The sequence below is a fragment of the Ulvibacterium sp. genome (assembly GCF_028285715.1).
GTDB lineage: Bacteria > Bacteroidota > Bacteroidia > Flavobacteriales > Flavobacteriaceae > Ulvibacterium.
The window spans coordinates 396,925-418,966 of sequence record NZ_JANQOO010000020.1; the positions used below are offsets into that span (position 1 = coordinate 396,925).

Below are 22,042 nucleotides of genomic sequence, written 5' to 3' on the forward strand. Positions count from 1 at the left end.
GTATTTCCTCTTTTTTGCAAAGTGTAAAGTTTTGTGATTAAATTGGCGTAGTGTTTGATGGTCTTTATGACAATTAAGCCAACTGCATATGTCTCGGATAGTTCCTTTTATTGTCATTTCGCTCCTTTTCTGTTCCTGTATTCCGCTTCGTGTAGCACCGAACATTGATGATTACAAAATAACCCAGGGGAAAAAATTTAGAAAGGGACTTCCCAAACGTGAAATGTTCATTTTTGAGGACCCAAAAGACGCTGATCAATTTTACCATTATGTGAATACAAAGTTCGCATTAAATGATGAAAATGTCTACGACGATATCCCATTTGAAATTGCGGGGCAACAGTATTTCTTTTCATTCTATGAAGTAGAAATACCGACGAAGACAATTAATTTGATTCCACTGGTAATCGATGGACTTTTGAATAGTGCGGACATGGACCCCATTTTAGAGGACGCCCATTCCTCTAGAATTGGGAATTGGTATATTGCTATTGAGTCTTATGCTGATTTTGATAGAGATTGTCTCCAAGAGAATTCTCTTTCAAGAGAAGCTGTTTTAAAGTATCTTCGGTCGATAAAACAGGAATATCTGTCCACTCATAACTACAATGAAGTTGTATTTAAAAACTAAGGATTACGCCGTTTCCCAGGAAGAATTTCATTTACTGCATGATGCGGATATGGATATGTTGATAACGGAGCCCAGTCCGGATGCACTGGGCAAATACTATCAAAGTGAAGCCTATATTTCACATACCGACGCGAACAAAAGCTTAATCGAAAAGCTCTATCAAGCGGTCAAGAAATACAACTTAGCCAAAAAAGTGAAATTGATAGAACGCTATGGGCAAGGGGAGAGAACACTCTTGGATTTCGGTTCGGGTACGGGGGACTTTTTAGTTGCTTCCAAAAATTGTGACTGGTTGGCCATGGGCGTAGAACCTAATCCTAGGGCAAGGAAACTTGCCGAAGCCAAGGGAGTACATGTTTGTTCCGAGATGGACAGGCTTAAAAACGGTAAATTCAAAGTGATTACCTTATGGCATGTGTTGGAGCATCTTCCTAATTTGGAGGAACAAATTACACAACTGATTTCTAAATTGGATAATACAGGTATTCTGGTAATAGCAGTTCCAAATTTCCGTTCGTATGATGCGAAACACTACGGACAATGCTGGGCAGCCTATGATGTTCCAAGGCATCTTTGGCATTTTTCTAGGAACGCAATGGAGAAGTTGTTTTCCCGGCACAAGATGAAGATTATAGAAATAAGGCCAATGTTCTTTGATGCATTTTATGTGGCCATGCTTTCAGAAAAGTACAAAACCGGCAGGACCAATTTTATAAAGGCGTGTTGCATAGGTTTATGGTCCAATATTAAAGCCCTGGGTTCTGGAGAGTATTCTTCGCTCATTTACATCCTTCAAAATGCTTAAAACTTGTTTTAAGAGGATTTTAGGGCTTTTTGAGATAGACAAGGAGCATTGGATATATCTTTTTGTTTTGCGCGTTGTTTCGCATCCATTTCAAGCGGACCCCAATAGTTTTAATTGATTGAAAACAAAAATAAAAATAGATTTTATCTATTTTTTCATATACTATTGCATCTGACCATGATGGTAAACGGTAATCGCTGAAATACTTTTCCTTTTTATCCAAAAAGCTTTCCTATTTTTGCCCAACTTAAAAAATCACTTCAGAGTTGGATATGAGTATCCAATTTGAATACAGAAACGTAAACCTATGAAGAAAATAGCAATTGTATATATCGCATTGATTGCCCTTTCTTGTAAGCAAGAAAAAATTGGGTTTGTAGACAATGTAAAGTTAATGGATGAATATCAAGAGAAGATTGATGTTGAATCCAAGTTTAAGATCAAAGTAGAGGCACTTACCAAAAAAAGGGACAGTATTTCACAGGCTTTTCAATTGGAGGCGCAGGCCTTTCAAACGAAGGCACAAAGCATGTCACAAAAAAAGGCTCAGGAAGAATATGCTTTAATGCAGCAACGCGGCCAATTTATAGGGCAACAGTTGCAGCAAGAAGACCAACAATTACAAGCTCAAGGACAGACTGAAATGGATAGTGTAGTAAGCAAGGTGAAAAAGGAAATTAAGGCTTATGGTAAAACTCAAGGGTATACCTATATCCTTGGCGGTGGTGAAGGCGGCAGTGTACTTTATGGCGTCGATGCCAATGACCTTACTGACGAAATCATCAAAATCCTAAACGACAAGTACAAGAAATAGTGAATTACGATAGCACCTCGATTGAAAATCGAGGCCTTCTAACCCTGTAACAAAAAGACTAAAAATATAGCCGGTATAAAGTATATCGCAATGGTCTTGGCCCCGTCATAATCCTTGGCAGTTCGTTGTCCGAACAGAAGCATTAACAAGGAAATACAGGACATAATGGCCCCATAAAATGCGACTGTGCCATCTCCCAAGACTACGATTTGGTAGAGGCCTACAGCGCACAATATTCCGGCCGCGGTTTCAGATAGCAAAACTGTCCCTAAAAGTACTGGCACTAGATTTTGTAAGGGGGTACCGGCAAAATGTTCCTTGAGCCAAGTTAAGTTTCCCTTCCAATCAAACACCTTATCGATTCCGCTTTGTAAAAATGTGATAATCAGGAAGAGCAACAAAAGAATTTCCGTAGCATAATTAAGAATACCCTGCATAAAATAAGATTTTAGGCCGCTTTTTTGTGCAATAAGCGTGTAAGTTTAATGGAAAGATCGGTAAGAATAATTTTTGAATTACCATTGCGCTCTATATGAAAATGTGCTTCTTCCAACTCTTCAACAATTTCTAGGACATTGTTTTCATGGACAAAGGGAGCAAATTTATCCAATTGAAATCCGTCCACATGAATTTTCATATAGGCCAATGGCTTTGCATTGTAATTGATCATCAGTGCCTGCCGCATTACGGACAGGCAATACAATAAGAACTTCTTTTGTGTTTCCCTACCAGTCTTGGCCAGTTCATCACTCCAAAGAATAAGCTCGTGAATGGCAGATTTGTTGCCCTTGGCCTTAAACGCACTGCGAACCCATTGCACAAACCATTTTTCAAAGACCAGGTCCTCCGAATCGCGGTTCTTTAGATCCAACGCTTTATTAAAATTACCATTGGCTTCCTGGGCGAGTTGTAGCGCTTCTTCCCTTACCAATCCCCTTTCTACCAAACCATCGGCTATAATTTGCTCGGCCAGGGGAGGGAAATGAAGAATCTGACAGCGTGAACGTATGGTTTGGATAATTTGCTCCTCGTCCTCCGCGATTAATAAAAAAACTGTTTTCGCGGGGGGCTCCTCAATGAGTTTGAGCAATTTATTGGCCGCTGCCGTATTCATTTTTTCGGCCATCCAAATAAGCATCACCTTATAACCGCCTTCATATGATTTTAAGGATAATTTTTTGACAATATCCTGAGCTTCATCCACACCGATTTGCCCCTGTTTTTTCTCAATACCAATTAGGCGATACCAGTCAAAAAGATTTCCATAAGGCTGTTCCAATAGAAACTTACGCCATTCTTCCAAATAATGATCGCTTACGGCGTGGCTTTTCACCTTATCTGTATTGGCCACGGGAAAGGCAAAATGCATGTCTGGGTGTGACAATGCCTTAAACTTTAAATTGCTGCTGTTTATGCCCTCCTCGTTTTCTCCGTTTTTGTTGGAACAGATAATATATTGTGCATAGGCCAAGGCCATGGGCAAAGTTCCACATCCTTCTGGACCAACAAACAATTGCGCGTGCGGAATACGGCCGGCATCGGCACTTTTTGCCAAGTGGCGTTTAATATGGTCAAGGCCCAAAATTTCCCGGAACAGCATAGTTCAAAGATAACCATTCGTTTACAAATCAGGGGATTCAAATCAGACGGTTCATAGTTAACCTAAATAAAACCGGCAGCCCTTTATCCGAAGCATAGAAATCTTTACATTTGCCACTCTCTAAACCCTTTCCACATGAAGACTATTGATGATTTTGACTTCGAAAACAAAAAAGCCCTGATTCGGGTAGATTTTAATGTTCCTTTGGACTCGGATTTTAATGTAACGGATACCAATCGAATCGAAGCGGCCAAACCCACTATCATAAAAGTACTTGAAGATGGCGGCAGTGCAGTTTTAATGAGCCATTTGGGAAGACCCAAGGGGCAGCGCAATCCTGGACTTTCGCTAAAACACATCTGCTCCAGGGTTTCCGAGATTATTGGAGTTCAAGTAAAGTTTGTGGACGATAGTGTTGGGGATAATGTCGAATCAGCTGTTTCGGAATTGCAGCCAGGTGAAGTGCTCCTTTTGGAAAACCTTCGGTTTTATGCAGAAGAGGAAAAGGGAGATTTAGGATTTGCAGAAAAGCTTTCAAAGCTAGGGGACATCTACGTGAACGATGCTTTCGGAACGGCACACCGTGCACATGCCTCAACCACAATAGTGGCCCAGTTTTTTAAAGGCGAAAAGTGTTTTGGATATTTACTAGCAAAGGAAATCGATGCTATTGAAAAAGTAATGCGAACCGGAGAAAAACCAGTTTTAGGTATCTTGGGCGGTGCAAAAGTATCCAGTAAAATTACCATTATAGAAAATATCTTGGACAAGGTGGACCACCTGATTATAGGTGGTGGAATGACCTATACCTTTGTAAAGGCACGAGGTGGCCAAGTTGGTGATTCCATCTGCGAGGATGACAAGATGGAACTTGCCTTGGAGATTTTGGACCAGGCCGAAAAAAAAGGAGTGGAACTACATTTACCTTTCGATGTTTTGGCGGCAAATGATTTTGCCAACGAAGCCGATACCCAGGTGGTGGATGTAGATAAAATACCCATGGGATGGCAGGGTTTGGATGCTGGACCGAAAACTTTGGAGCTTTTTGGGGAAGTTATTTTAAAATGCAGGACCATTTTATGGAACGGCCCTGTGGGGGTCTTTGAAATGGAAAATTTTGCCAAAGGAACCATAGCTGTCGGGAATTATATAGATGAGGCCACACAAAATGGTGCATTTTCCTTAGTTGGCGGTGGAGATTCCGTGGCCGCGGTAAAGCAATTCGGTTTTGAGGACAAAGTTAGTTATGTTTCCACTGGGGGCGGCGCAATGTTGGAAAGCCTGGAGGGGAAAACCTTACCAGGAATAGCTGCAATAATCGGCGAATAAGGGCGTTATCGATTAACGGGCATTGAAGTCCGAAGGTGCGGCTTTAACATTGCAAAATTTTATTCTTTGCAAAAAAAAAGCGATTTTAGCTGGCCCCTCCTTAACTTTTAGCTTAGTCCATGATGTCAAAAGGAAACAGTTGCCTCGCTTTTTTAACCTTCTTTTCATGTATTTATTGGTTATACGCCCAAGAAACGGATAGCATTAGCACCCCAGTCGTAATTACGGATACCACAGCTTTGGACTTACAAGGCTTTGAACAAAAAGACCGGACAGATTCCAAGTTGATATTAAAAGACAATCCTCTTGTATTGATTACGGAGGAAGGTGAACCAAGATTCAATTTAAAAGATAATAGCGCTGCCGCCAGATATGATAGTCTTTGGATGAAGGAGCTTTATGAGAATGCAGCACTTTCTGATGAGATGTACCATGAGGTATCTACACAAAGTTTGGAGGCTGTTTCTGAAGAAGAGGAACAACAATATATCTATAACTTACCGACGGACAGCCTTAAAGCCAGACTGGCTAAATTAAACCAGAAAACACCCTTCAACGTAGTTTACAATCCATCTTTGGAAAACGTCATCAAATCCTTTCTAACCCGCAAAAGGAACCTGATGCAACGAATGCTAACCACCAGCCAATTCTATTTCCCACTTTTTGAGCAGCAATTTGACAATTACGATATTCCCCTAGAGATGAAATATTTATCTATTGTGGAATCTGCTTTAAACCCGAAGGCGAGATCGCGAGTGGGAGCAACCGGTCTTTGGCAGTTTATGTATGGAACCGGAAAAATGTACAAGCTTAATGTCACCAGCTATGTGGATGAGCGAAGTGACCCTATTAAATCCACCGAAGCTGCATGTAAATACCTGTCCAAACTCTATGACATCTTTGGTGATTGGGATTTGGCCCTAGCAGCCTACAATTCGGGTCCTGGAAATGTAAACAAGGCGATACGGAGGTCTGGTGGCTACAGGAATTACTGGAATATTCGACGTAACCTTCCCAGGGAGACCGCAGGTTATCTGCCCGCTTTCCTAGCAACAATGTATATTTTTGAATATGCCGAGGAACATGACCTTATCAGGAAAAAAATTGAGCGACCTTATTTTGAAACAGATACAATACACGTAAAAAGCCTTATTACTTTTGACCAGATTTCCGAGCTTATTGATGTAAGTACGGAAGATCTGAAAATTTTGAACCCTTCCTATAAACTAAACGTAATCCCATATATTGATGGTAAACCTCATATTCTGCGTCTACCCAAATCCGTTATGGGCAAATTCGTGGCCAATGAGGAAGCCATTTACGCCCATGTTGAAAAAGAATTGAAAAGTAAGGAAAGTCCATTACCAAGATTAGTAAAGGAAGCCGCGAACAATAGGATCCGTTACCGGGTAAGGAGTGGCGATTACCTTGGAAAGATAGCCGAAAGATATGGGGTAGGCGTAAGCCAAATAAAAAGATGGAATGGTCTTCGAAGTAATAACCTTAGGATAGGACAGCGGCTGACCATTTTCCCCAGAAGAACGCCCGGAGCGGCGGTCGCCACCAAACCTACCAACACGACTTCAACAGCACAAAACCAGAGTTTTCCTCCCGGCACAAAAGTGCATACGGTACGTAGTGGGGACTCACTCTGGACAATATCCCGGAAATACCCTGGTGTTAGTGTCGATAAGCTAAAGCAATGGAACGGACTTAATAGCAATAGTCTTAAGCCGGGAACCAAGCTCAAGCTTTGTGAGTGCCCTTCCTAATCTTGGAAAAGGGTTAAATTCTTGTGCCAGTTTAGCAATTATGGAACGATTTTGGTAGCTAGCTACATTGTATTTTCCTATATTGGGGACACGCTCAGAAGCATTAATCCGGACATAAAATGAAAAAACTGCAAGTACTATTTCTGCTTTTCATAGCAGTATCCGTCAACTCATGCAAGAATGCGAACAAGAACGACTATAAACCCAACTCAGTAGGTGCTATAAACTCTTTGGCGGTGGTGATGGACAACGAGTTGTGGAAGGGAAAAGTTGGGGATGAAGTGCGACGACATTTTGCGGCACCTGTGGTAGGCCTTATTTGGGACGAGCCACTTTTTACGATCCAACACCTGCCTCCTAGCGTTTTTACAGGCACCACAAGACATAGACGTTCCACATTGTACGTTCAAAAGGATTCTTTGGATATCGCCCATATAAAGACGGATATGTATGCCTCTCCCCAAAAAGTTGCGGTTATTAAGGGAAGGACAGAAGATGAAATCATAGAGAATTTAAACGAAAAGTCAAATCAGATCATAGCTGAATTCAAGAACCAGGAAGTAAAGGAAGCACAGAAACGATTCTTGCGTTCCTTAAACAAGGAACAAGTTTTGCAGGAAGAATTCGGAATTTCCCTAACCATTCCATCCATTTACAAAGTAGGGAAACACGAAGATAATTTTGTTTGGATAGATAGGCAAGTTCCAAAGGGAACCATGAATATTATTGCTTATGAGGTGGCTTACAATAGCTTCTTAAACGATTCAACTTTGGTAAGGGATATCGTTAGTATGCGCGATTCCGTAGGCAGTAAATACATTCCTGGACCGGATGTGCCTGGCAAAAGAACCCATATGCGTACAGAGCCGGCATTTGCCCCCTCCGTATATCATACCGTTATCAATGAAAAGAAGGTAATAGAAGTTAGAGGTATTTGGGACATCAAGAACTATCCAATGGCAGGGCCCTTTGTAACATATATTGTTGATGACACTAAAAACTCAAGAAAAATGGTTTTGGAGGGTTTCACTTTTGCCCCCGCAACGGAAAAAAGAGATTATATGTTTGAGCTGGAGGCTATTTTAAAAACACTAAGATTTGAAACACAATAAGAATCAATCCCTTCGAACATGGTTTTGCGTATAAAAAGTGCCCCTTATGGACAACACCTAAGGGGCACTTCTTTTTTTGGCCAAATTATATTTGTCATCCGAAGGCAAAGCCAGTGGAAATTCTATAAACAAGGGCATAAGCCGCAATTGCCAGCAACGCAAAACAAAACCAAGAAAAGGCTCTAAAATACCTATTAAGAATTTTATAGGTCCAGTCCCTGAATGCTTCCACATAAATTTCCTTTACAAGTAGTAATTTGTTCATATGCTTTCTCTTTTTCAAGTTAATTAGGAAGCTAAGTTCAAAATTTATCAAGTCAACCTTAAACTTTTTGGATAAAAGCCTGCAAATTATGGTTGTGTAAAACAGGGTATTTTTCTGGCTCGGCAAAACGTATTTCTTTTTCGGTAAAAGACACGATGAAACGCTGTAAAGCATTTACAAAAGCGGGATTTCCGAAGAGACATATACCCGCAATGCCATAGAAATTTTGTGCGACAAAAAAAGCGTCCCCTAAAGGACGCTCTAATCAAAAGTTAGGTTGGTATTATACGATCAGTCAAAGGCAAAACCTGTTGAAATTCTAAATAAAAAAGCATAAAGAACAATTAAGAAGCTGGCGAAACAGAACCAGGAAAAAGCCTTAAAATAAGACTTCACTAAATAGTGGCCGAGGTTTCTAAAAGCTTCCAGATAAATTTCTCTAATAAGTAGGAAGTTTTTCATGATGTTGGGATTTTAGTTAAATAGGTTATATGTATAACTAAAAAACGAACATTTTTGTATTTCATCGAACACCTTTTGTTGTAAAGGGCCTCAGAGCTGTTGTGAAATTTGTTTTTCCTATGAATGGAGCTTCTTAGTGCTGCCCAGCGATTAATGGCCTATATCAAATTTACGAACAAAAAAGGCCGTGGCTTGATTTTCCCAAGCCACGGCCTTTTTTATGCATTATGTCTTCACCTACATGCTTACAATAATAAATTCGGACCTACGATTCAGGTAGTGATTGGCTTCGCTACATCTAACCGTACCGTCACACTCATTGAGCAATTGACTTTCTCCAAAACCTTTGGCACTTTCAATACGTTCTGGTGCAATCCCCCTTGAAATTAAATAATCTCTTGAAGATTTGGCCCTTTTGTCGGATAGGTATTCATTATATACCCTACTACCCCTAGAATCTGTATGGGATTCAATTTTGATGACCATATCGGGGTATTCGTTCATAACCTCTACTAGTTTGTCCAATTCTTGAGCGGCATCCTTTCGTATATAGGATTTATCAAAGTCAAAATGTATCATATCCGTCTTCAACTTTTTAATGCCATCTTCAATCGCGATCATTTCTTTTAATCTCCGCATTGAAATGCCTACCTCCAAACGCTCGTTCTCTTTAGTACTTAACTCCAATGTATTGTCAAAAAACTCTCCCCGTGTTGTCTTAAGCGTGTATTTGGTATTTCCGTCCAAATCCTCAAAAACAAAAGATCCATCATCTTCGGTGATGACTTCCTTAAGCTTTATTCCGTTTTCGTCCAATAGTTGTATCAGAGCCTTAGGCATAACCTCTCCGGTAATCATTTCGGTAACCACACCTGCTATTGCGTTGAGATTTTCCGGAACCTCCTCTACGACCAACCGCTTGAAGGAATAGATATCATCATCCCCTTTGCCTCCGGGCCGATTGGAGGCAAAGAAACCTTCTAGGGTACCTTCGTTTACAATATAGGAGAAATCATCCTTATTGCTATTAATGGGCTTGCCGAGGTTCACTACCTCCCCAAAACCTTCCTCAGGCTCATATGCTGCCTCATATATGTCCAATCCACCAAGGCCGACATGGCCATCTGAGGAAAAGTATAGTTTTTCGGCACTGATGAAAGGGAACATTTCCTTTCTTTCCGTATTTATGGTAGGGCCTAAATTCCGAGGCTCTGAAAAATCCCCATCTCCCAATACATCTACAACGAAAATATCAGTTTGGCCGATGCTTCCTGGCATATCGGAGACAAAATACAATTGTTTGCCGTCCGGGCTTAACGCTGGGTGGCCAGTAGAATAATTATCGCTATTAAACGGAACCTCCACCGCCTCGGTCCAATCTCCATTAACTTTTTTGGACATATATATTTTTAAGTGATTGACTCCATTTTTATCGCGCTTCAACTTTTTGCCATAATTATTTCGTGTGAAGTACATGGTAGAGTTGTCGGGCGAAAAGGTTACGGAGGCTTCATGGTATTTGGTATTGATTTTCTTTGAATATTTTACGGCATTCCGAAGGTCCTGGGATTCTTCATTCATTTTAGCCACATAAAGATCCAAATAAGGCTGATTGTTCCATTTATATCGCCTGGTGGTAAAAAAAGACGAGTCCATTGAGGAGGCAAAGACAACCTGGTTTGAATCCATGAACATGGGGGAAAATTCCGAATATTTTGAATTGATGGACAAATTATGAATATCCACTTTTTCCTCCGCACCTAAAATCTTGTCCAAGACCATTTCATTACGGGTCTGTGCTCCATCATCCATGACCTTTGCGAAATCACCTTTTTTCATTTTACGGCCGTACAATCGCATCAACCGTTTGGAGCGTGCATATTTACCCGTCCCCTTTAAAGAATGCGCATATTTGAAGATGTTGTCAGCTGACATTTCATCCTTATAATTCTTGTAAAGTAAGTCGTACCAATGGAATGCCTTTTCCATATTGGTGTTGAAATAATGGGCATCCCCTGCTTTTTGGATAATATCAAAAGAGTAGTTGTCCTTTCCTTTTTTTAATGCCTCTTCATAAAGTTCCGCTGCCTCGGCATACCACATTTTGTCAAAGTATTGATCGGCCTTTTGAATGAGCAGGGTTTTTCTTGGGGTGTTGATTTCCTTTTGCAAGGAGGTCTGTGAACCGGCATTGCTATTATTGAGCATTTCATAATCCACCTTTTCCAAGGCTATGGTCTCTTCTGTAAAAACTTCCTTTTCTGCCTCCAAAATCCACATATCCCCTTTGTACCTTCCATTTAATTTGGACGAACAGGCATCAACAGCTTCCAATCCAAAAGGATGGTATTCCAGATAAACATAATTTAGGCCGTTTTCGGAATTGGTTATGTATCCTGCCGCAAATCCTTTTCGGGTAAATTTTCTAACGGTTTTTTTAAGATTCTCCTTTCTACTAAAAATACCTGCAATAATATAATAACCGTCTTCGACATCCTGAAGGTTAGTAAGTTTTCTATGGGCGATTTTGTTTCTTTTGGCAGCTTCTTCAAAGGTTTCGCTAAAAGCAATGGAAGACATGCCATCATTGGCCGGATAAGCGTTCTGGCCAATTTCCCGATCAATATCCGCAAGGCCCACCTGGGAGTCGTTTTGGGCGACTAAACCAAGGGAAACCAGGAATACATGGATTAAAATCAGTTTTTTCATGTGAAGAGGGGGGTAGGTCGATTTCATTTTCAACGTATGTTGTGCCTCTGTCAAAGTCACACGCGTACATGCCTTTTAACGTTGAAAGTCCGCCTTACTGTATGCTCCGGTCCTTTTTTGTTGTAAAAGAATGGATTTTTGTCGTGTAGATGAAAGTTAGCTTGGTCTACAATAGGACTTCCTTGAAAAACCAAATGGTATATAAAGTGTGGCAAACACAAAAAAGCCTAGTGGACCCACTAGGCTTGGAATACATATTACAAATGATTTTCTATTCTTTTTTCTCTTCCAATTTATCATCTTCCTTGGAAGCATCCTTGAATTCTTTGATACCACTGCCAAGGCCGCGCATCAGCTCCGGTATTTTTTTGCCCCCGAAAAGAAGAAGAACTACCATAACAATTATAGCTATTTGCCAAGGGCCAATGGCCAAAAATATATGTAAAGCTGTCATAGTTTATGAGTTATATGGATAACAAATGTACTAAATAAAGTAATTAGTTCATTGTTAATATCAACGAAAGCGTAACAATTAAATTGTATGGACTTTTATCCGCATTTTCCCGTATCTATAGGAAAGCCCAATTTTTAAATTGGAACCGAACAAAATTCATTTGCATCCTTATCTTTGTATACTATGGCCAAAAAAGTCAAAAAACGTAAGGAAATAAGAAGAAAACTTCTGCACAAGTATCGTTTGGTGATACTTAATGAGAGCACCTTTGAAGAAAAGATTTCCTTCAAGTTGAGCCGCCTTAATGTTTTCGTTACGGGATCTCTTTGTATCATAGGATTAATAGGACTAACTACCCTGCTTATTGCATTTACCCCGTTACGCGAATATATACCAGGGTATTCCTCTACCAAACTTAAGCGGCAGGCAACCGAACTTACCTATAAAACAGATTCCTTGGTGAGAACACTGGATTATACCAATAGGTACTTAAATAACATCAGAATGGTTCTAAGGGGAGATGTCGAGAACAACGAAGTTAATAGAGATTCGCTTTTTGAACAATTCAAACTAGATCCATCTACAATAGACCTTACACCAATACGTGAAGATTCCATGCTTCGGGCGGAGGTAGCCTTGGAAGACAAGTATAATTTGTTTGAGCGGAATATGGACAAATCCAACCTAGTACTTTTCCCTCCGGTCAACGGTACCATCACACAGCGATATGATACAGAAATCAGGCATTTTGCCGTTGATGTGGCGGCCCCCAAGGACACTCCGGTAAAAGCAGCGGCCAATGGCATGGTTATTTTTTCGGAATGGACTGCGGACACAGGGTATGTTATTATTTTGGAGCACGATGATGGGCTTTTGAGCGTCTACAAGCACAATGGATCCCTGAGTAAGGTTCAGGGCGATATCGTAAGGGCAGGAGAGGTAATCGCATCCGTCGGAAATACTGGTGAGTTAACCACGGGCCCCCATCTTCACTTTGAAATCTGGGACAATGGAACCCCGATAAATCCTATGAACTTCATAGACTTTAATTAATCCAAATGTCCTTAAAAGCGTTTGCCGCCAAAATATTCGCTAAGCAAGTGGCCAAGAAAACGGCAAAATGGGTAAAACATCCCATTGCCGCCCAAGAAAGCGTTTTCAGGGAAATTATCAAAAAAGCTTCAAAAACACAATTTGGCAAGGACCATGGTTTTGAGACCATCAGATCACACCAGGATTTTGTAGAAAAAGTACCTATTCGGGACTACGAGGAAATCAAGGATTATGTGGAAAAAGTGGTAGATGGGCAAGAAGATGTGCTTTGGCCGGGAAAACCTATTTATTTTGCAAAGACTTCAGGTACTACTTCCGGAGCCAAGTATATTCCAATTACCAAAGAATCTATCAAATACCAGGTCATGGCCTCGCGCAATGCCATTTTAAATTATATTCAAGAAACCGGAAACGCGGATTTTGTCGATGGCCGATGGATTTTTTTGCAAGGAAGCCCTGAGCTACAGGAGAAGAATGGCATAAAACTGGGGCGGTTATCCGGGATATCGGCCCATTACGTCCCCAATTACCTTCAAAGAAATCGCTTGCCTAGCTGGAAAACCAACTGTATCGATGATTGGGAGACCAAAGTAAATGCTATCGTAGAAGAGACGGTAGATGAGAATATGACTTTAATCGCTGGTATTCCTTCTTGGGTTCAGATGTATTTTGAGAAACTCCATGAAAAAACGAATCAGGATATTGGGGATTTGTTCCCCAATTTTAAATTGTTCATCTATGGAGGCCTGAATTATGAGCCATATCGGGCAAAATTTGAAAACCTAATGGGGCGTAAAGTAGATAGCATAGAGCTTTTTCCCGCTAGCGAAGGATTTTTCGCCTACCAAGATTCCCAAAAAGAAAAAGGAATGTTGCTTTTATTGGATTCAGGGGTTTTTTATGAGTTTGTAAAAGCTGACGATTTTTTTGAAAAAGACGCAAAACGAATCACGATCAAGGATGTGGAAATTGGAATTAACTATGTGATGATCGTTTCCACAAATGCCGGGTTATGGGCATATAACCTAGGCGATACCGTTCAGTTTATTTCTATCAGGCCCTATAAGGTAATTGTTTCGGGGCGAATAAAACATTTCTTGTCCGCCTTTGGAGAGCACGTTATTGCGAAAGAAGTGGAAGAAGCCATGCAAGAGGCCATCAAGGCAACCGATGCAAGTATAAACGAGTTCACGGTGGCCCCGCAAATAACTCCTTTAGAGGACGAGCTTCCCTATCATGAATGGTTGGTAGAGTTTGAGAACGAACCATCGGAAATGGAAAAATTCATTGAAACCCTTGACAACTCGCTGCAGAAACAGAATAGTTACTATTTTGACCTAATCGATGGGAAAATTCTTCAACCTTTGAAAATTACCCAAATCCAAAAAGGTGGATTTCAAGAATACATGAAATCCATTGGAAGGTTGGGAGGTCAAAACAAAGTACAGCGCCTGGCCAATGACCGAAAAGTCGCTGACCCATTATCGGCATACAAGAAAGCCCTCAACAATTAAATCCACATTAATTTTAAATTGTAATTTTGTTTGAAATTCCGCAATGGGCAAAACAACCGTTACAACCAGGGCTCAAGAATCTACGAATGCCATAGAGCGGCTTTACATTACCATGCGCCATCTGTTCAACAGAGGGTTTTATAAACCGGGAGGAGTTTCTGGGGAGTCCTTAAAAAATGCCTTATTACTTTTACGTCCGGAGATATATGGCTCCATAGCCGAGGAAAAAGCTGAACTGAACGGACTCATCTATGTTTTGGAGCGCTTGCCGGAGGGCATAGAACAATGCCGATTTATAAATCTTACCTCTAACGAAGGCTATGGGAAATCGCACTTCAAAGCGATAGTACCCCCAAAGAGAAGGCGTAATTGTTATCGTATCGATGACGAGCAGATGAATATTGAGATTACGCGAGGCCGTTCAGATATTTATGATATCCTTACACATCTTACGTTCCTTTTTATTGAATCTGAAAAGATATGCAAGCGCGTTTTAATCGAAGATACGGATAAGACCGTTCGTGATTGGGTAAAACTTGAGGAAGCGGTTAAAAAAGAAAAACTAAATCAGGTAGAAAGAGAGGTAGCCTTGATTCATACGGCACAAATTTTAGGTCGCTCCTTTGCAGAGATACTTGAGGTATATACGGAACTGGCCACCAGTAAAAACCCTAACCGATTTTTGCAAATTATCTATTGGCTGGGAAAATTGGCTATCGAAGAAGAAATTACAGGCAACAAACGCGCTATCACTTTTAGTTCTTTGCTGAGGGAAAGGCTTGGACATCATATCCATGGGGAGCAATGGGCCAATACAATCAAGGAAATTCTGGCAAAACATTCCCTTTTAAAAAGGCCCATTCATATTATAAGCGCCAATATGCATAGTGTTATGAACACGCTTTTTGCACGCAATGCCCTAAAAAAAGAGTTTCCGGACGCAACAGATTCCTTGGAAATATATGAAACTTTGAGCTTGCCCGCTAACCAAAAGCTAAGGGATAAAGTCAATGCCTTGGCCAAAACAAATGGGATGCTGTCTATGGATGATACATCGGGAACGAACATTGATGTTCAAGTTTTTGATTTGGCAAAGTTAGGCACGGATGCCTGTTGTTATGAACTTGCGGAAGACACCCCGGATAATGAAAAACCTGTTATCTTTGTCATGGACTATGCCTTTGGGGAACAAGCCTATGAAACTATAGACGAGTTTTTGAAGCCTTATAAGGCCAAAAAAAAGAAACCCGTTTTTTTGAACATTGCATCCGTATCCATTATGGGAAAGGCCGGTATACTGGAGGGCGGTAAGGGCGATTTGATGATTCCATCCGCACATATCTTTGAAGGTACGGCGGACAATTACCCCTTTAAGAACGAACTTTGCAAGGAAGATTTTGAAGGGCATGGATTACAGGTTTTTGAAGGTGCCATGGTAACGGTTCTGGGCACATCCCTTCAAAATAAAGATATTCTCAAGTTTTTCAATCAATCTACCTGGAATGTCATAGGTTTGGAAATGGAAGGCGTACACTATCAAAAGGCCATTCAATCTGCCTCTAAAATAAGAAATAGTATAAGGGAAAATGTAAAAGTGCGCTATGCCTATTATGCCTCGGACAATCCTTTGGAAACGGGAAGCACCCTTGCTTCAGGAGGTCTGGGCACTACAGGAGTAAAGCCCACTTACCTCATCACGGACCGGATTTTAAAACAGATTTTCAATTCATAAATATATGGCAGACAAACAACCACAAAATAATCAAAACTCCTCTGACGAAATAGATTTGGGGCAATTGTTCCAAATGATTCAAAAAGGTTTTAGCAGAATCTTTAGGGGTTTCCTTAGGCTGTTTATATATCTCAAAAATAACGCCTTTGTTTTAATCGGTTTAGCAGTTTTGGGAGCAGGAGCCGGTTTTGGTCTAAATCAAATAGTAACTAAAAAAATGAAGACCGAAATAATCGTTAAGCCCAATCTTGAAAGTAAGAATTACCTATATAGCGTTGTTGAAGAAATCGAATCCAATATTAAAGCCAAAGACACCTCGTTTTTTCAACCAATGGGCATACCTATTGACCGGTTGAAGGAGTTCAAAATCGAAATAGGTCCTTTAGAAGGAGACCTGAAAGGCAAAAATTTAGAGGATCAGATGAAGTATTTGGAAACCTTACAGAATTTTCAAAATACGTCCATTATCTCAGAAGTAATACGTGATGAAATCATGAACAATAGTTCTCTCAATCATCGGATAAGTTTTTTCTATAAAGATCCAGTCTACGGGCAGGAATGTGCAAAAAAGCTAATGGATTACATTAATTCTAACCCTTATTTTGAAGAGTTAATCCATATTTATCAGGAAAATGCCAAGGAGCGGATAGAAAAGAATGAAGCCGTAATACGCCAATTGGATGATTTAATCACCAATTATTCAGAAAAAATAGGAGAAAAAGAGAATTCCGTTGAAAAAGGCAGAATAGTACTGGATAGTGAAGAGAGTCTTGATATGAAAGGTCTTTTTGAATTAAAAAATAGTTTAATAAGGGATACCGAACGAAAAAAACTTGAACTTTGGGAGCAGACAAACGTAATAAGCATTATTAATTTTGGAAAACCACAACAAGTCCAAAAGGCTTTCTTTGGCAAGAACATTGTGTTGCTTCCTACTATTTTAATCACCACATTCTTTTTATGGTCCATAGTAAAGTATTTGAACAAAAAATCCACTGAAATAGACAAACCCTGATATCACTAAAATTATGGATATTTCGTTTTGGTTACCATGGGTACAGGTTTTATTGGCATCTACTTTTCAACAATAAAGTAGTAAAAATCACCAAAGGGAATTACAACCTTGTAAAAGAGGTAAACAGAAATACATTAAGTTTATCGGAACTGATGAGAGTTAAAGGCTGGAACTTTCGGTTGAGGAACTGCTCACTTGGAAAAGGGAGCCTTTACCTCCTTGGCGACAGGACCACAATGCGAAGAGGTAATATAGAGGTAAGACAAGGTTTGAAAATGCAAGCCATCGGAAGTAACCTATAAACTTGGTTGTATTGCGAAAAAACAATTACGTTTGTCGGCCAACCCTTTTTAAAGTATGGGAAATGTAAATATTTAGTGCAATTTTAATAAAAAAAAGGTGAAAATTATTCGCACAAAATTGGACGGTTGCTTTATAGTGAAACCAAAAACATTTATAGATTACAGGGGTGCTTTTTTGGAATCGTACCATAAAGACCGTTTTTTGGAGACCACCGGATTGGACATAGATTTTGTTCAGGACAATTTATCATTTTCCAAAAAAGGTGTGCTCAGAGGCCTTCATTTCCAGGCAGGAGAATTTGCCCAAGCAAAATTGATTCGGGTAGTAAAAGGAGAGATATTGGATGTAATTGTTGATTTGAGAAAGGAAAGCCCGACTTATGGTGAACATGTAAAGTTGAAGATGATAGAAGAAGAAAACCGCTCCGTTTTTATACCAAAAGGTATGGCCCATGGTTTTTTAGCGCTGTCGGATGATGTAATCTTCGCTTACAAATGTGATCGCTATTACACTCCCAAGGCAGAGAAAGGAATAGCTTTTAACGATTCTGTTTTGGGGATAGACTGGGAATATCCTAAAGACGATATTATCCTATCAGAAAAGGATAAAAACCTTCCAAGCTTTAGATCACTGCAGTAATTGTTTAAACATTGGTGACCATTGCTGATGGAGAACTGGGAATTACCCTTCAGGAAATGGCTGCCGATTACCCAGCCATTACCCCTAGTTTTAAGAAAAAAATTGGACAAAGCAATAGTCAAAAGGTCAACTTAATTTTTGGCAATGCCAAAATCATTTTGTGATATCTTTGACTTATGAAAGGAGATGTATTTTATATTTTAAGAAAAATGGTAAAAGCAAGTTTACCATTAGTCAGATAATCTAGATGCCCAATGCACTAAACTGGTTTAATTTCATCCCTAACATTAACAAAACATGTAAACACCATATGAAAAAGATTGATTACGATGACCCTAAGTCGTTTGCGCTTAAGGCAAGAAAAGCAAGATTTAAGTTCTTTTTGGAGCAACTTGACAAGTTAAATAGGCCTCTAAAAATTTTGGATGTGGGCGGAACTGAAAAGTATTGGGAAATGATAGATTTTTTGGAACATGTGGATATGGAAACTCAGGGAATAGAAATTTACCTTTTAAACTTAACCCACCAAAAGGTTACAAAGCCAAATTTCGTTTCATTAAAAGGTACCGCGACAAATCTTAGTGAATATGAAAATGGTTTTTTTGATTTGGTTTTTTCTAACTCCGTAATTGAGCATTTATTTACTTGGGAAAATCAACTTAAAATGGCTAAAGAAGTCAGGAGGGTGGGGAAGAGTTATTTCATACAAACTCCAAATTTCTGGTTTCCTATTGAACCTCATTATGTAATGCCTTTGATTCAATATTTTCCCAAGAAAGTAAGAACTCAATTGCTTTTGTTATTTCATAGTGGCTATAATGACAAAAATACAGCATTTCAAAAAGTAGAGGAAATTAGATTATTGACCATTAAACAAATGAAGGAACTATTTCCAGACGGAAAGACCTATCTCGAAAAATTTATGGGACTAAACAAGTCTATTATCATGTATAAAATAGAATGATTTAGAAAACTGCCGGACATTTTCTCTATTCAATTGTCGTGCGCATCGGATGGCTCTCTACAAAATATGAGTGTTAAACGGAAATATCCGAACTTACATAAAAATAGATGATAGATTACAACTTTTATTTTTAAAGAGATTCTTTTCTAAACGACAAGAAATTATAGATTTAAATTGGATCAGTCCTGTTTTATGATAAAATTCTCTAGTAAGATTTGAAGGGAACAAAAAGGAAAATAAAAGAGAAGGCGTTTAATCTTGTTTGGGGCGTTTTAGCAAAGTTCTTTGCTGGTGCAAAATTATCATTATTAAGTATTGTAGTAGCTCGCTTTTTAGGTCCGGAAGACTTTGGACTTTTGAGTTATGTAGTGAGTTTTGTCTCATTATTTTCTGTGTTGGCCGAATTCAGACTGCAGAATATCCTAGTTCGGGAGTTCAGCGAGAAGAAAGCAAGTAAACAAGATTTGTTAGGTACTTCTTTACTTATATGCGTTTTTTTTGCCTTTGTAGGCTATTCGGTATTAACAATTATAGTCTTATTGATAGAAGATGACTTTATTGTAAAATGTTTTATTCTCATTTACGGACTAAGTTATTTCTTTCAATGCTTTAGGTTTTTAAGAGCTTTTTTTATTTCGTCCTACAATAACAAATTCATTATAAGAGCCGAAAGCATAACTGCCCTGTTGGTTCTGATCCTGGCGGTTATACTTGTATATTTTAATTCTTCTGTGACAGCCTTTGTCGTTCTAAGAACGATTGATTTTTTAATTTTCTCGGTGTTATTAGTTTTCATCTACCAAAACAAGCATGGAAATGTGTTTAAATGGTCTATAAACAATAGATTAAAATGGAAGCTTATTAAAGATTCTTCTCCATTGGTATTATCTGGGTTTGCGGTAGTTTTGATTCAAAGGGTAGATCAAGTTATGATTAGGAATTTTATCGATGATTTTGCAGTGGGTCAGTATTCGGCAGCTGTATCCCTAGTTAGTGCTATTGTTTTTGTGCCAATTATATTGTCTGAATCTTTGGCACCTACTTTGGTCGAGAAGAAAGCAAGACATGATGAAGATTATTTAGCGTTTAAACAGAAATTCTCCGATTACTTAATATGGGGGAGTTTGTTAGTTTCTTTTTTGATAATGTTGACTTCTGACATCATTATCAAATTAATTTATGGGCCTGAATATCAGCCAGCAATAGGCATCATGAAAATTTTTGCATATAAAGGATTTTTGGTTGCAATGGGAGCGGTTGCCGGTCAGATAATGATTGTTGAAAACACACATCAAATTGCCTATATCAAGAGTATAATTTCTGGCGCTGTCAATATATTGCTTAATTATATTTTGATTATCCAATTTGGTATGGTAGGAGCAGTATGGGCCTCTATAATAGCTTTTATTCTGTCTTCTTACCTACTTCATTTTTTCATGAAAAGATATAGGGATATTTTTTGGATACAGACTAAAAGCTTAATGTTTGGTTGGCTAACTATCGCGAAAGACTTATCAAATCGAATTACAAAATAAAAGGAATGGATTTATTTGAGAATTATTCACTCAAAAAGTATAACACCTTTGGAATAGATGTTAAAGCATCTGAATTTTTCAGTTTCGTCAATATTGGCGAGCTGGAAGAATTTGTAGAAAAGAGGTCTGACAGCTCAAAACCATTTTTTATTTTGGGAGGAGGGAGTAACGTTTTGTTTACACAAGATTTTAAGGGACTTGTATTGCATTCAAAAATAGAAAACATCGAGGTTATTGAAGAAAATGACCGAACAGTCACTCTAAGAGTAGGTTCTGGACTTGAGTGGGACAAGTTTGTAGCTTATTGTGTTGAAAGATCGCTTTATGGCATTGAAAACCTGTCCTTGATACCAGGAAATGTAGGCGCTGCCCCGGTCCAGAACATTGGAGCATATGGAACTGAAGTAGAGGAGGTTATTGTTGGTGTCTGTGCCTTTGATTTTGGAAAATCAGAAAGAGTTTATCTTACTAATGATGAATGTTGCTTTAGGTATAGGGATAGTATCTTCAAAAGAAAAACACATGAGCATATGCTCATTACTTATGTAGACTTTAAACTGAATAAGATTCCTCCACACCGAAGAAAACTAATGGGGTATAGAGGGAACATTTTAAAAAAACGTCTTAAGCATTATACCAACATCGTATTGGACTTAATAGGTGCACTAAGAACACTGAAATTCAACAGAAAGAAAAAGAGCATAGGGATTGATTATAGAATCTTGAGAAATCTAATGGAAAACCTTGGGTTCATTTCCCTAAAGAAAGTCAGGCAAACGATTATTAACAAAAGAAACTCTAAAATCCCAAGTCCAAAACAAATCGGGAATGTTGGTAGTTTTTTTAAGAATCCAATAGTATGTATGGAAAAAGCCAATAAAATTAAAAGGGAGTTTGCCGGCGCAGTCATTTATCCTTATGATACTAAAAATGTAAAAATATCCGCAGGTTGGTTGATTAAAAATATAGAACTCCCTAAAGGCTATCATAAGGTTGGACTATACAAAGATCAGACTTTAATAATTGTAAATAAAGCTAACGCCAGCGGGCGGGAAATCTTCGACTATTCTCAAAAGATATTGGAAAAAGTACAAGAAAAGTTTCAAATATCGTTAGAGCGTGAGGTAGTGGTCATTTAAAAGGAATATGTTATTTAATTCAATTGAATTTTTACTCTTTTTCCCAGTTGTTGTTATAGTTTTATTTCTATTACCTAAGAGGATACAATGGTTATGGCTTCTTGTTTCAAGCTATTACTTCTACATGAGCTGGAATCCTAAATATGCGTTATTGATATTTAGTTCTACTGTAATTACATTTACTACAAGCCTGTT

At 39.0% G+C, this 22,042-nt stretch carries 20 protein-coding genes; 14 read left to right on the top strand and 6 right to left on the bottom strand.

Translation table 11 applies throughout. The features are described from left to right. Positions 1-88: 88 nt before the first annotated feature. The 3 genes from Q0993_RS13110 to Q0993_RS13120 all read left to right on the top strand — a co-directional run bounded on the left by Q0993_RS13110 (position 89) and on the right by Q0993_RS13120 (position 2,250). Positions 89-631: a hypothetical protein gene (locus Q0993_RS13110; RefSeq protein WP_299533669.1), complete on the top strand. Its 543-nt coding sequence runs from the start codon at positions 89-91 to the stop codon at positions 629-631. After that, positions 609-1,436 carry a class I SAM-dependent methyltransferase gene (locus Q0993_RS13115; RefSeq protein WP_299533670.1) on the top strand — a complete coding sequence of 276 codons (828 nt, stop codon included), beginning with the start codon at positions 609-611 and terminating at the stop codon, positions 1,434-1,436. Before Q0993_RS13110 ends, Q0993_RS13115 begins: the two co-directional genes overlap by 23 nt. Positions 1,437-1,743: 307 nt before the next feature. Next, complete coding sequence (locus tag Q0993_RS13120) at positions 1,744-2,250, top strand: OmpH family outer membrane protein (protein ID WP_299533671.1); 507 nt, start codon at positions 1,744-1,746, stop codon at positions 2,248-2,250. 38 nt (positions 2,251-2,288) lie between these two features. Here Q0993_RS13120 and Q0993_RS13125 read toward each other — a convergent pair whose 3' ends face one another. Further along, on the bottom strand, positions 2,289-2,687 hold the full coding sequence (locus Q0993_RS13125) for a DoxX family protein (protein ID WP_299533672.1): 399 nt from the start codon (positions 2,685-2,687) through the stop codon (positions 2,289-2,291). Positions 2,688-2,698: 11 nt separating this feature from the next. Further along, positions 2,699-3,850, bottom strand: a complete 1,152-nt coding sequence (gene holB, locus Q0993_RS13130; RefSeq protein WP_299533673.1) for a DNA polymerase III subunit delta' — start codon at positions 3,848-3,850, stop codon at positions 2,699-2,701. 135 nt (positions 3,851-3,985) lie between these two features. Between holB and pgk the strand changes: the two genes are divergently transcribed. The 3 genes from pgk to Q0993_RS13145 all read left to right on the top strand — a co-directional run bounded on the left by pgk (position 3,986) and on the right by Q0993_RS13145 (position 8,063). After that, a complete protein-coding gene (gene pgk, locus Q0993_RS13135) occupies positions 3,986-5,179 on the top strand; it encodes a phosphoglycerate kinase (protein WP_299533676.1) in 1,194 nt (397 codons plus the stop codon). A gap of 119 nt (positions 5,180-5,298) precedes the next feature. Beyond that, positions 5,299-6,951: a lytic transglycosylase domain-containing protein gene (locus Q0993_RS13140; protein ID WP_299533679.1), complete on the top strand. Its 1,653-nt coding sequence runs from the start codon at positions 5,299-5,301 to the stop codon at positions 6,949-6,951. A gap of 119 nt (positions 6,952-7,070) precedes the next feature. Beyond that, positions 7,071-8,063 carry a DUF4837 family protein gene (locus Q0993_RS13145; RefSeq protein ID WP_299533681.1) on the top strand — a complete coding sequence of 331 codons (993 nt, stop codon included), beginning with the start codon at positions 7,071-7,073 and terminating at the stop codon, positions 8,061-8,063. Between the two features lie 94 nt (positions 8,064-8,157). Here Q0993_RS13145 and Q0993_RS13150 read toward each other — a convergent pair whose 3' ends face one another. The 4 genes from Q0993_RS13150 to Q0993_RS13160 form a co-directional block, all read right to left on the bottom strand. Then, positions 8,158-8,328, bottom strand: coding sequence for a DUF6747 family protein (locus tag Q0993_RS13150; protein WP_299533683.1), 171 nt, complete (start codon positions 8,326-8,328; stop codon positions 8,158-8,160). A gap of 291 nt (positions 8,329-8,619) precedes the next feature. Continuing rightward, a complete protein-coding gene (locus tag Q0993_RS21900) occupies positions 8,620-8,790 on the bottom strand; it encodes a DUF6747 family protein (RefSeq protein WP_367279608.1) in 171 nt (56 codons plus the stop codon). Positions 8,791-9,027: 237 nt separating this feature from the next. After that, on the bottom strand, positions 9,028-11,499 hold the full coding sequence (locus tag Q0993_RS13155; RefSeq protein WP_299533684.1) for an OmpA family protein: 2,472 nt from the start codon (positions 11,497-11,499) through the stop codon (positions 9,028-9,030). 271 nt (positions 11,500-11,770) lie between these two features. Continuing rightward, a complete protein-coding gene (locus Q0993_RS13160) occupies positions 11,771-11,953 on the bottom strand; it encodes a twin-arginine translocase TatA/TatE family subunit (protein ID WP_299533685.1) in 183 nt (60 codons plus the stop codon). Positions 11,954-12,136: 183 nt separating this feature from the next. Here Q0993_RS13160 and Q0993_RS13165 point away from each other — a divergent pair, with 183 nt between their 5' ends. The 8 genes from Q0993_RS13165 (at position 12,137) to Q0993_RS13200 (ending at position 21,847) form a co-directional block, all read left to right on the top strand. Beyond that, complete coding sequence (locus Q0993_RS13165; protein ID WP_299533686.1) at positions 12,137-13,006, top strand: M23 family metallopeptidase; 870 nt, start codon at positions 12,137-12,139, stop codon at positions 13,004-13,006. A gap of 5 nt (positions 13,007-13,011) precedes the next feature. Then, a complete protein-coding gene (locus Q0993_RS13170) occupies positions 13,012-14,520 on the top strand; it encodes a GH3 auxin-responsive promoter family protein (protein ID WP_299533687.1) in 1,509 nt (502 codons plus the stop codon). A 43-nt stretch (positions 14,521-14,563) separates the two neighbouring features. Then, a complete protein-coding gene (locus tag Q0993_RS13175; RefSeq protein ID WP_299533688.1) occupies positions 14,564-16,252 on the top strand; it encodes a hypothetical protein in 1,689 nt (562 codons plus the stop codon). A gap of 4 nt (positions 16,253-16,256) precedes the next feature. Beyond that, positions 16,257-17,267 (top strand): hypothetical protein, encoded by a 1,011-nt coding sequence (locus tag Q0993_RS13180; protein ID WP_299533689.1) that lies wholly within the window; start codon positions 16,257-16,259, stop codon positions 17,265-17,267. A 399-nt stretch (positions 17,268-17,666) separates the two neighbouring features. Continuing rightward, positions 17,667-18,209, top strand: coding sequence for a dTDP-4-dehydrorhamnose 3,5-epimerase (gene rfbC, locus Q0993_RS13185; RefSeq protein WP_299533690.1), 543 nt, complete (start codon positions 17,667-17,669; stop codon positions 18,207-18,209). A 310-nt stretch (positions 18,210-18,519) separates the two neighbouring features. After that, entirely contained in the window at positions 18,520-19,173 is a 654-nt protein-coding gene (locus Q0993_RS13190; protein WP_299533692.1) for a methyltransferase domain-containing protein, read from the top strand. A gap of 215 nt (positions 19,174-19,388) precedes the next feature. Beyond that, the gene (locus Q0993_RS13195; RefSeq protein WP_299533694.1) at positions 19,389-20,708 is read left to right on the top strand and encodes a flippase; all 1,320 of its coding nucleotides are present in this window, start codon (positions 19,389-19,391) and stop codon (positions 20,706-20,708) included. Positions 20,709-20,713: 5 nt separating this feature from the next. Next, the gene (locus Q0993_RS13200) at positions 20,714-21,847 is read left to right on the top strand and encodes an FAD-binding protein (protein ID WP_299533696.1); all 1,134 of its coding nucleotides are present in this window, start codon (positions 20,714-20,716) and stop codon (positions 21,845-21,847) included. The last annotated feature ends 195 nt before the right edge of the window (positions 21,848-22,042 follow it).

Coding starts and splice junctions, on each gene's coding strand:
- Q0993_RS13110 (WP_299533669.1), top strand. CDS start 89: ATGTCTCGGATAGTTCCTTTTATTGTCATTTCGCTCCTTTTCTGTTCC.
- Q0993_RS13115 (WP_299533670.1), top strand. CDS start 609: ATGAAGTTGTATTTAAAAACTAAGGATTACGCCGTTTCCCAGGAAGAA.
- Q0993_RS13120 (WP_299533671.1), top strand. CDS start 1,744: ATGAAGAAAATAGCAATTGTATATATCGCATTGATTGCCCTTTCTTGT.
- Q0993_RS13125 (WP_299533672.1), bottom strand. CDS start 2,687: ATGCAGGGTATTCTTAATTATGCTACGGAAATTCTTTTGTTGCTCTTC.
- holB (WP_299533673.1), bottom strand. CDS start 3,850: ATGCTGTTCCGGGAAATTTTGGGCCTTGACCATATTAAACGCCACTTG.
- pgk (WP_299533676.1), top strand. CDS start 3,986: ATGAAGACTATTGATGATTTTGACTTCGAAAACAAAAAAGCCCTGATT.
- Q0993_RS13140 (WP_299533679.1), top strand. CDS start 5,299: ATGATGTCAAAAGGAAACAGTTGCCTCGCTTTTTTAACCTTCTTTTCA.
- Q0993_RS13145 (WP_299533681.1), top strand. CDS start 7,071: ATGAAAAAACTGCAAGTACTATTTCTGCTTTTCATAGCAGTATCCGTC.
- Q0993_RS13150 (WP_299533683.1), bottom strand. CDS start 8,328: ATGAACAAATTACTACTTGTAAAGGAAATTTATGTGGAAGCATTCAGG.
- Q0993_RS21900 (WP_367279608.1), bottom strand. CDS start 8,790: ATGAAAAACTTCCTACTTATTAGAGAAATTTATCTGGAAGCTTTTAGA.
- Q0993_RS13155 (WP_299533684.1), bottom strand. CDS start 11,499: ATGAAAAAACTGATTTTAATCCATGTATTCCTGGTTTCCCTTGGTTTA.
- Q0993_RS13160 (WP_299533685.1), bottom strand. CDS start 11,953: ATGACAGCTTTACATATATTTTTGGCCATTGGCCCTTGGCAAATAGCT.
- Q0993_RS13165 (WP_299533686.1), top strand. CDS start 12,137: ATGGCCAAAAAAGTCAAAAAACGTAAGGAAATAAGAAGAAAACTTCTG.
- Q0993_RS13170 (WP_299533687.1), top strand. CDS start 13,012: ATGTCCTTAAAAGCGTTTGCCGCCAAAATATTCGCTAAGCAAGTGGCC.
- Q0993_RS13175 (WP_299533688.1), top strand. CDS start 14,564: ATGGGCAAAACAACCGTTACAACCAGGGCTCAAGAATCTACGAATGCC.
- Q0993_RS13180 (WP_299533689.1), top strand. CDS start 16,257: ATGGCAGACAAACAACCACAAAATAATCAAAACTCCTCTGACGAAATA.
- Q0993_RS13190 (WP_299533692.1), top strand. CDS start 18,520: ATGAAAAAGATTGATTACGATGACCCTAAGTCGTTTGCGCTTAAGGCA.
- Q0993_RS13200 (WP_299533696.1), top strand. CDS start 20,714: ATGGATTTATTTGAGAATTATTCACTCAAAAAGTATAACACCTTTGGA.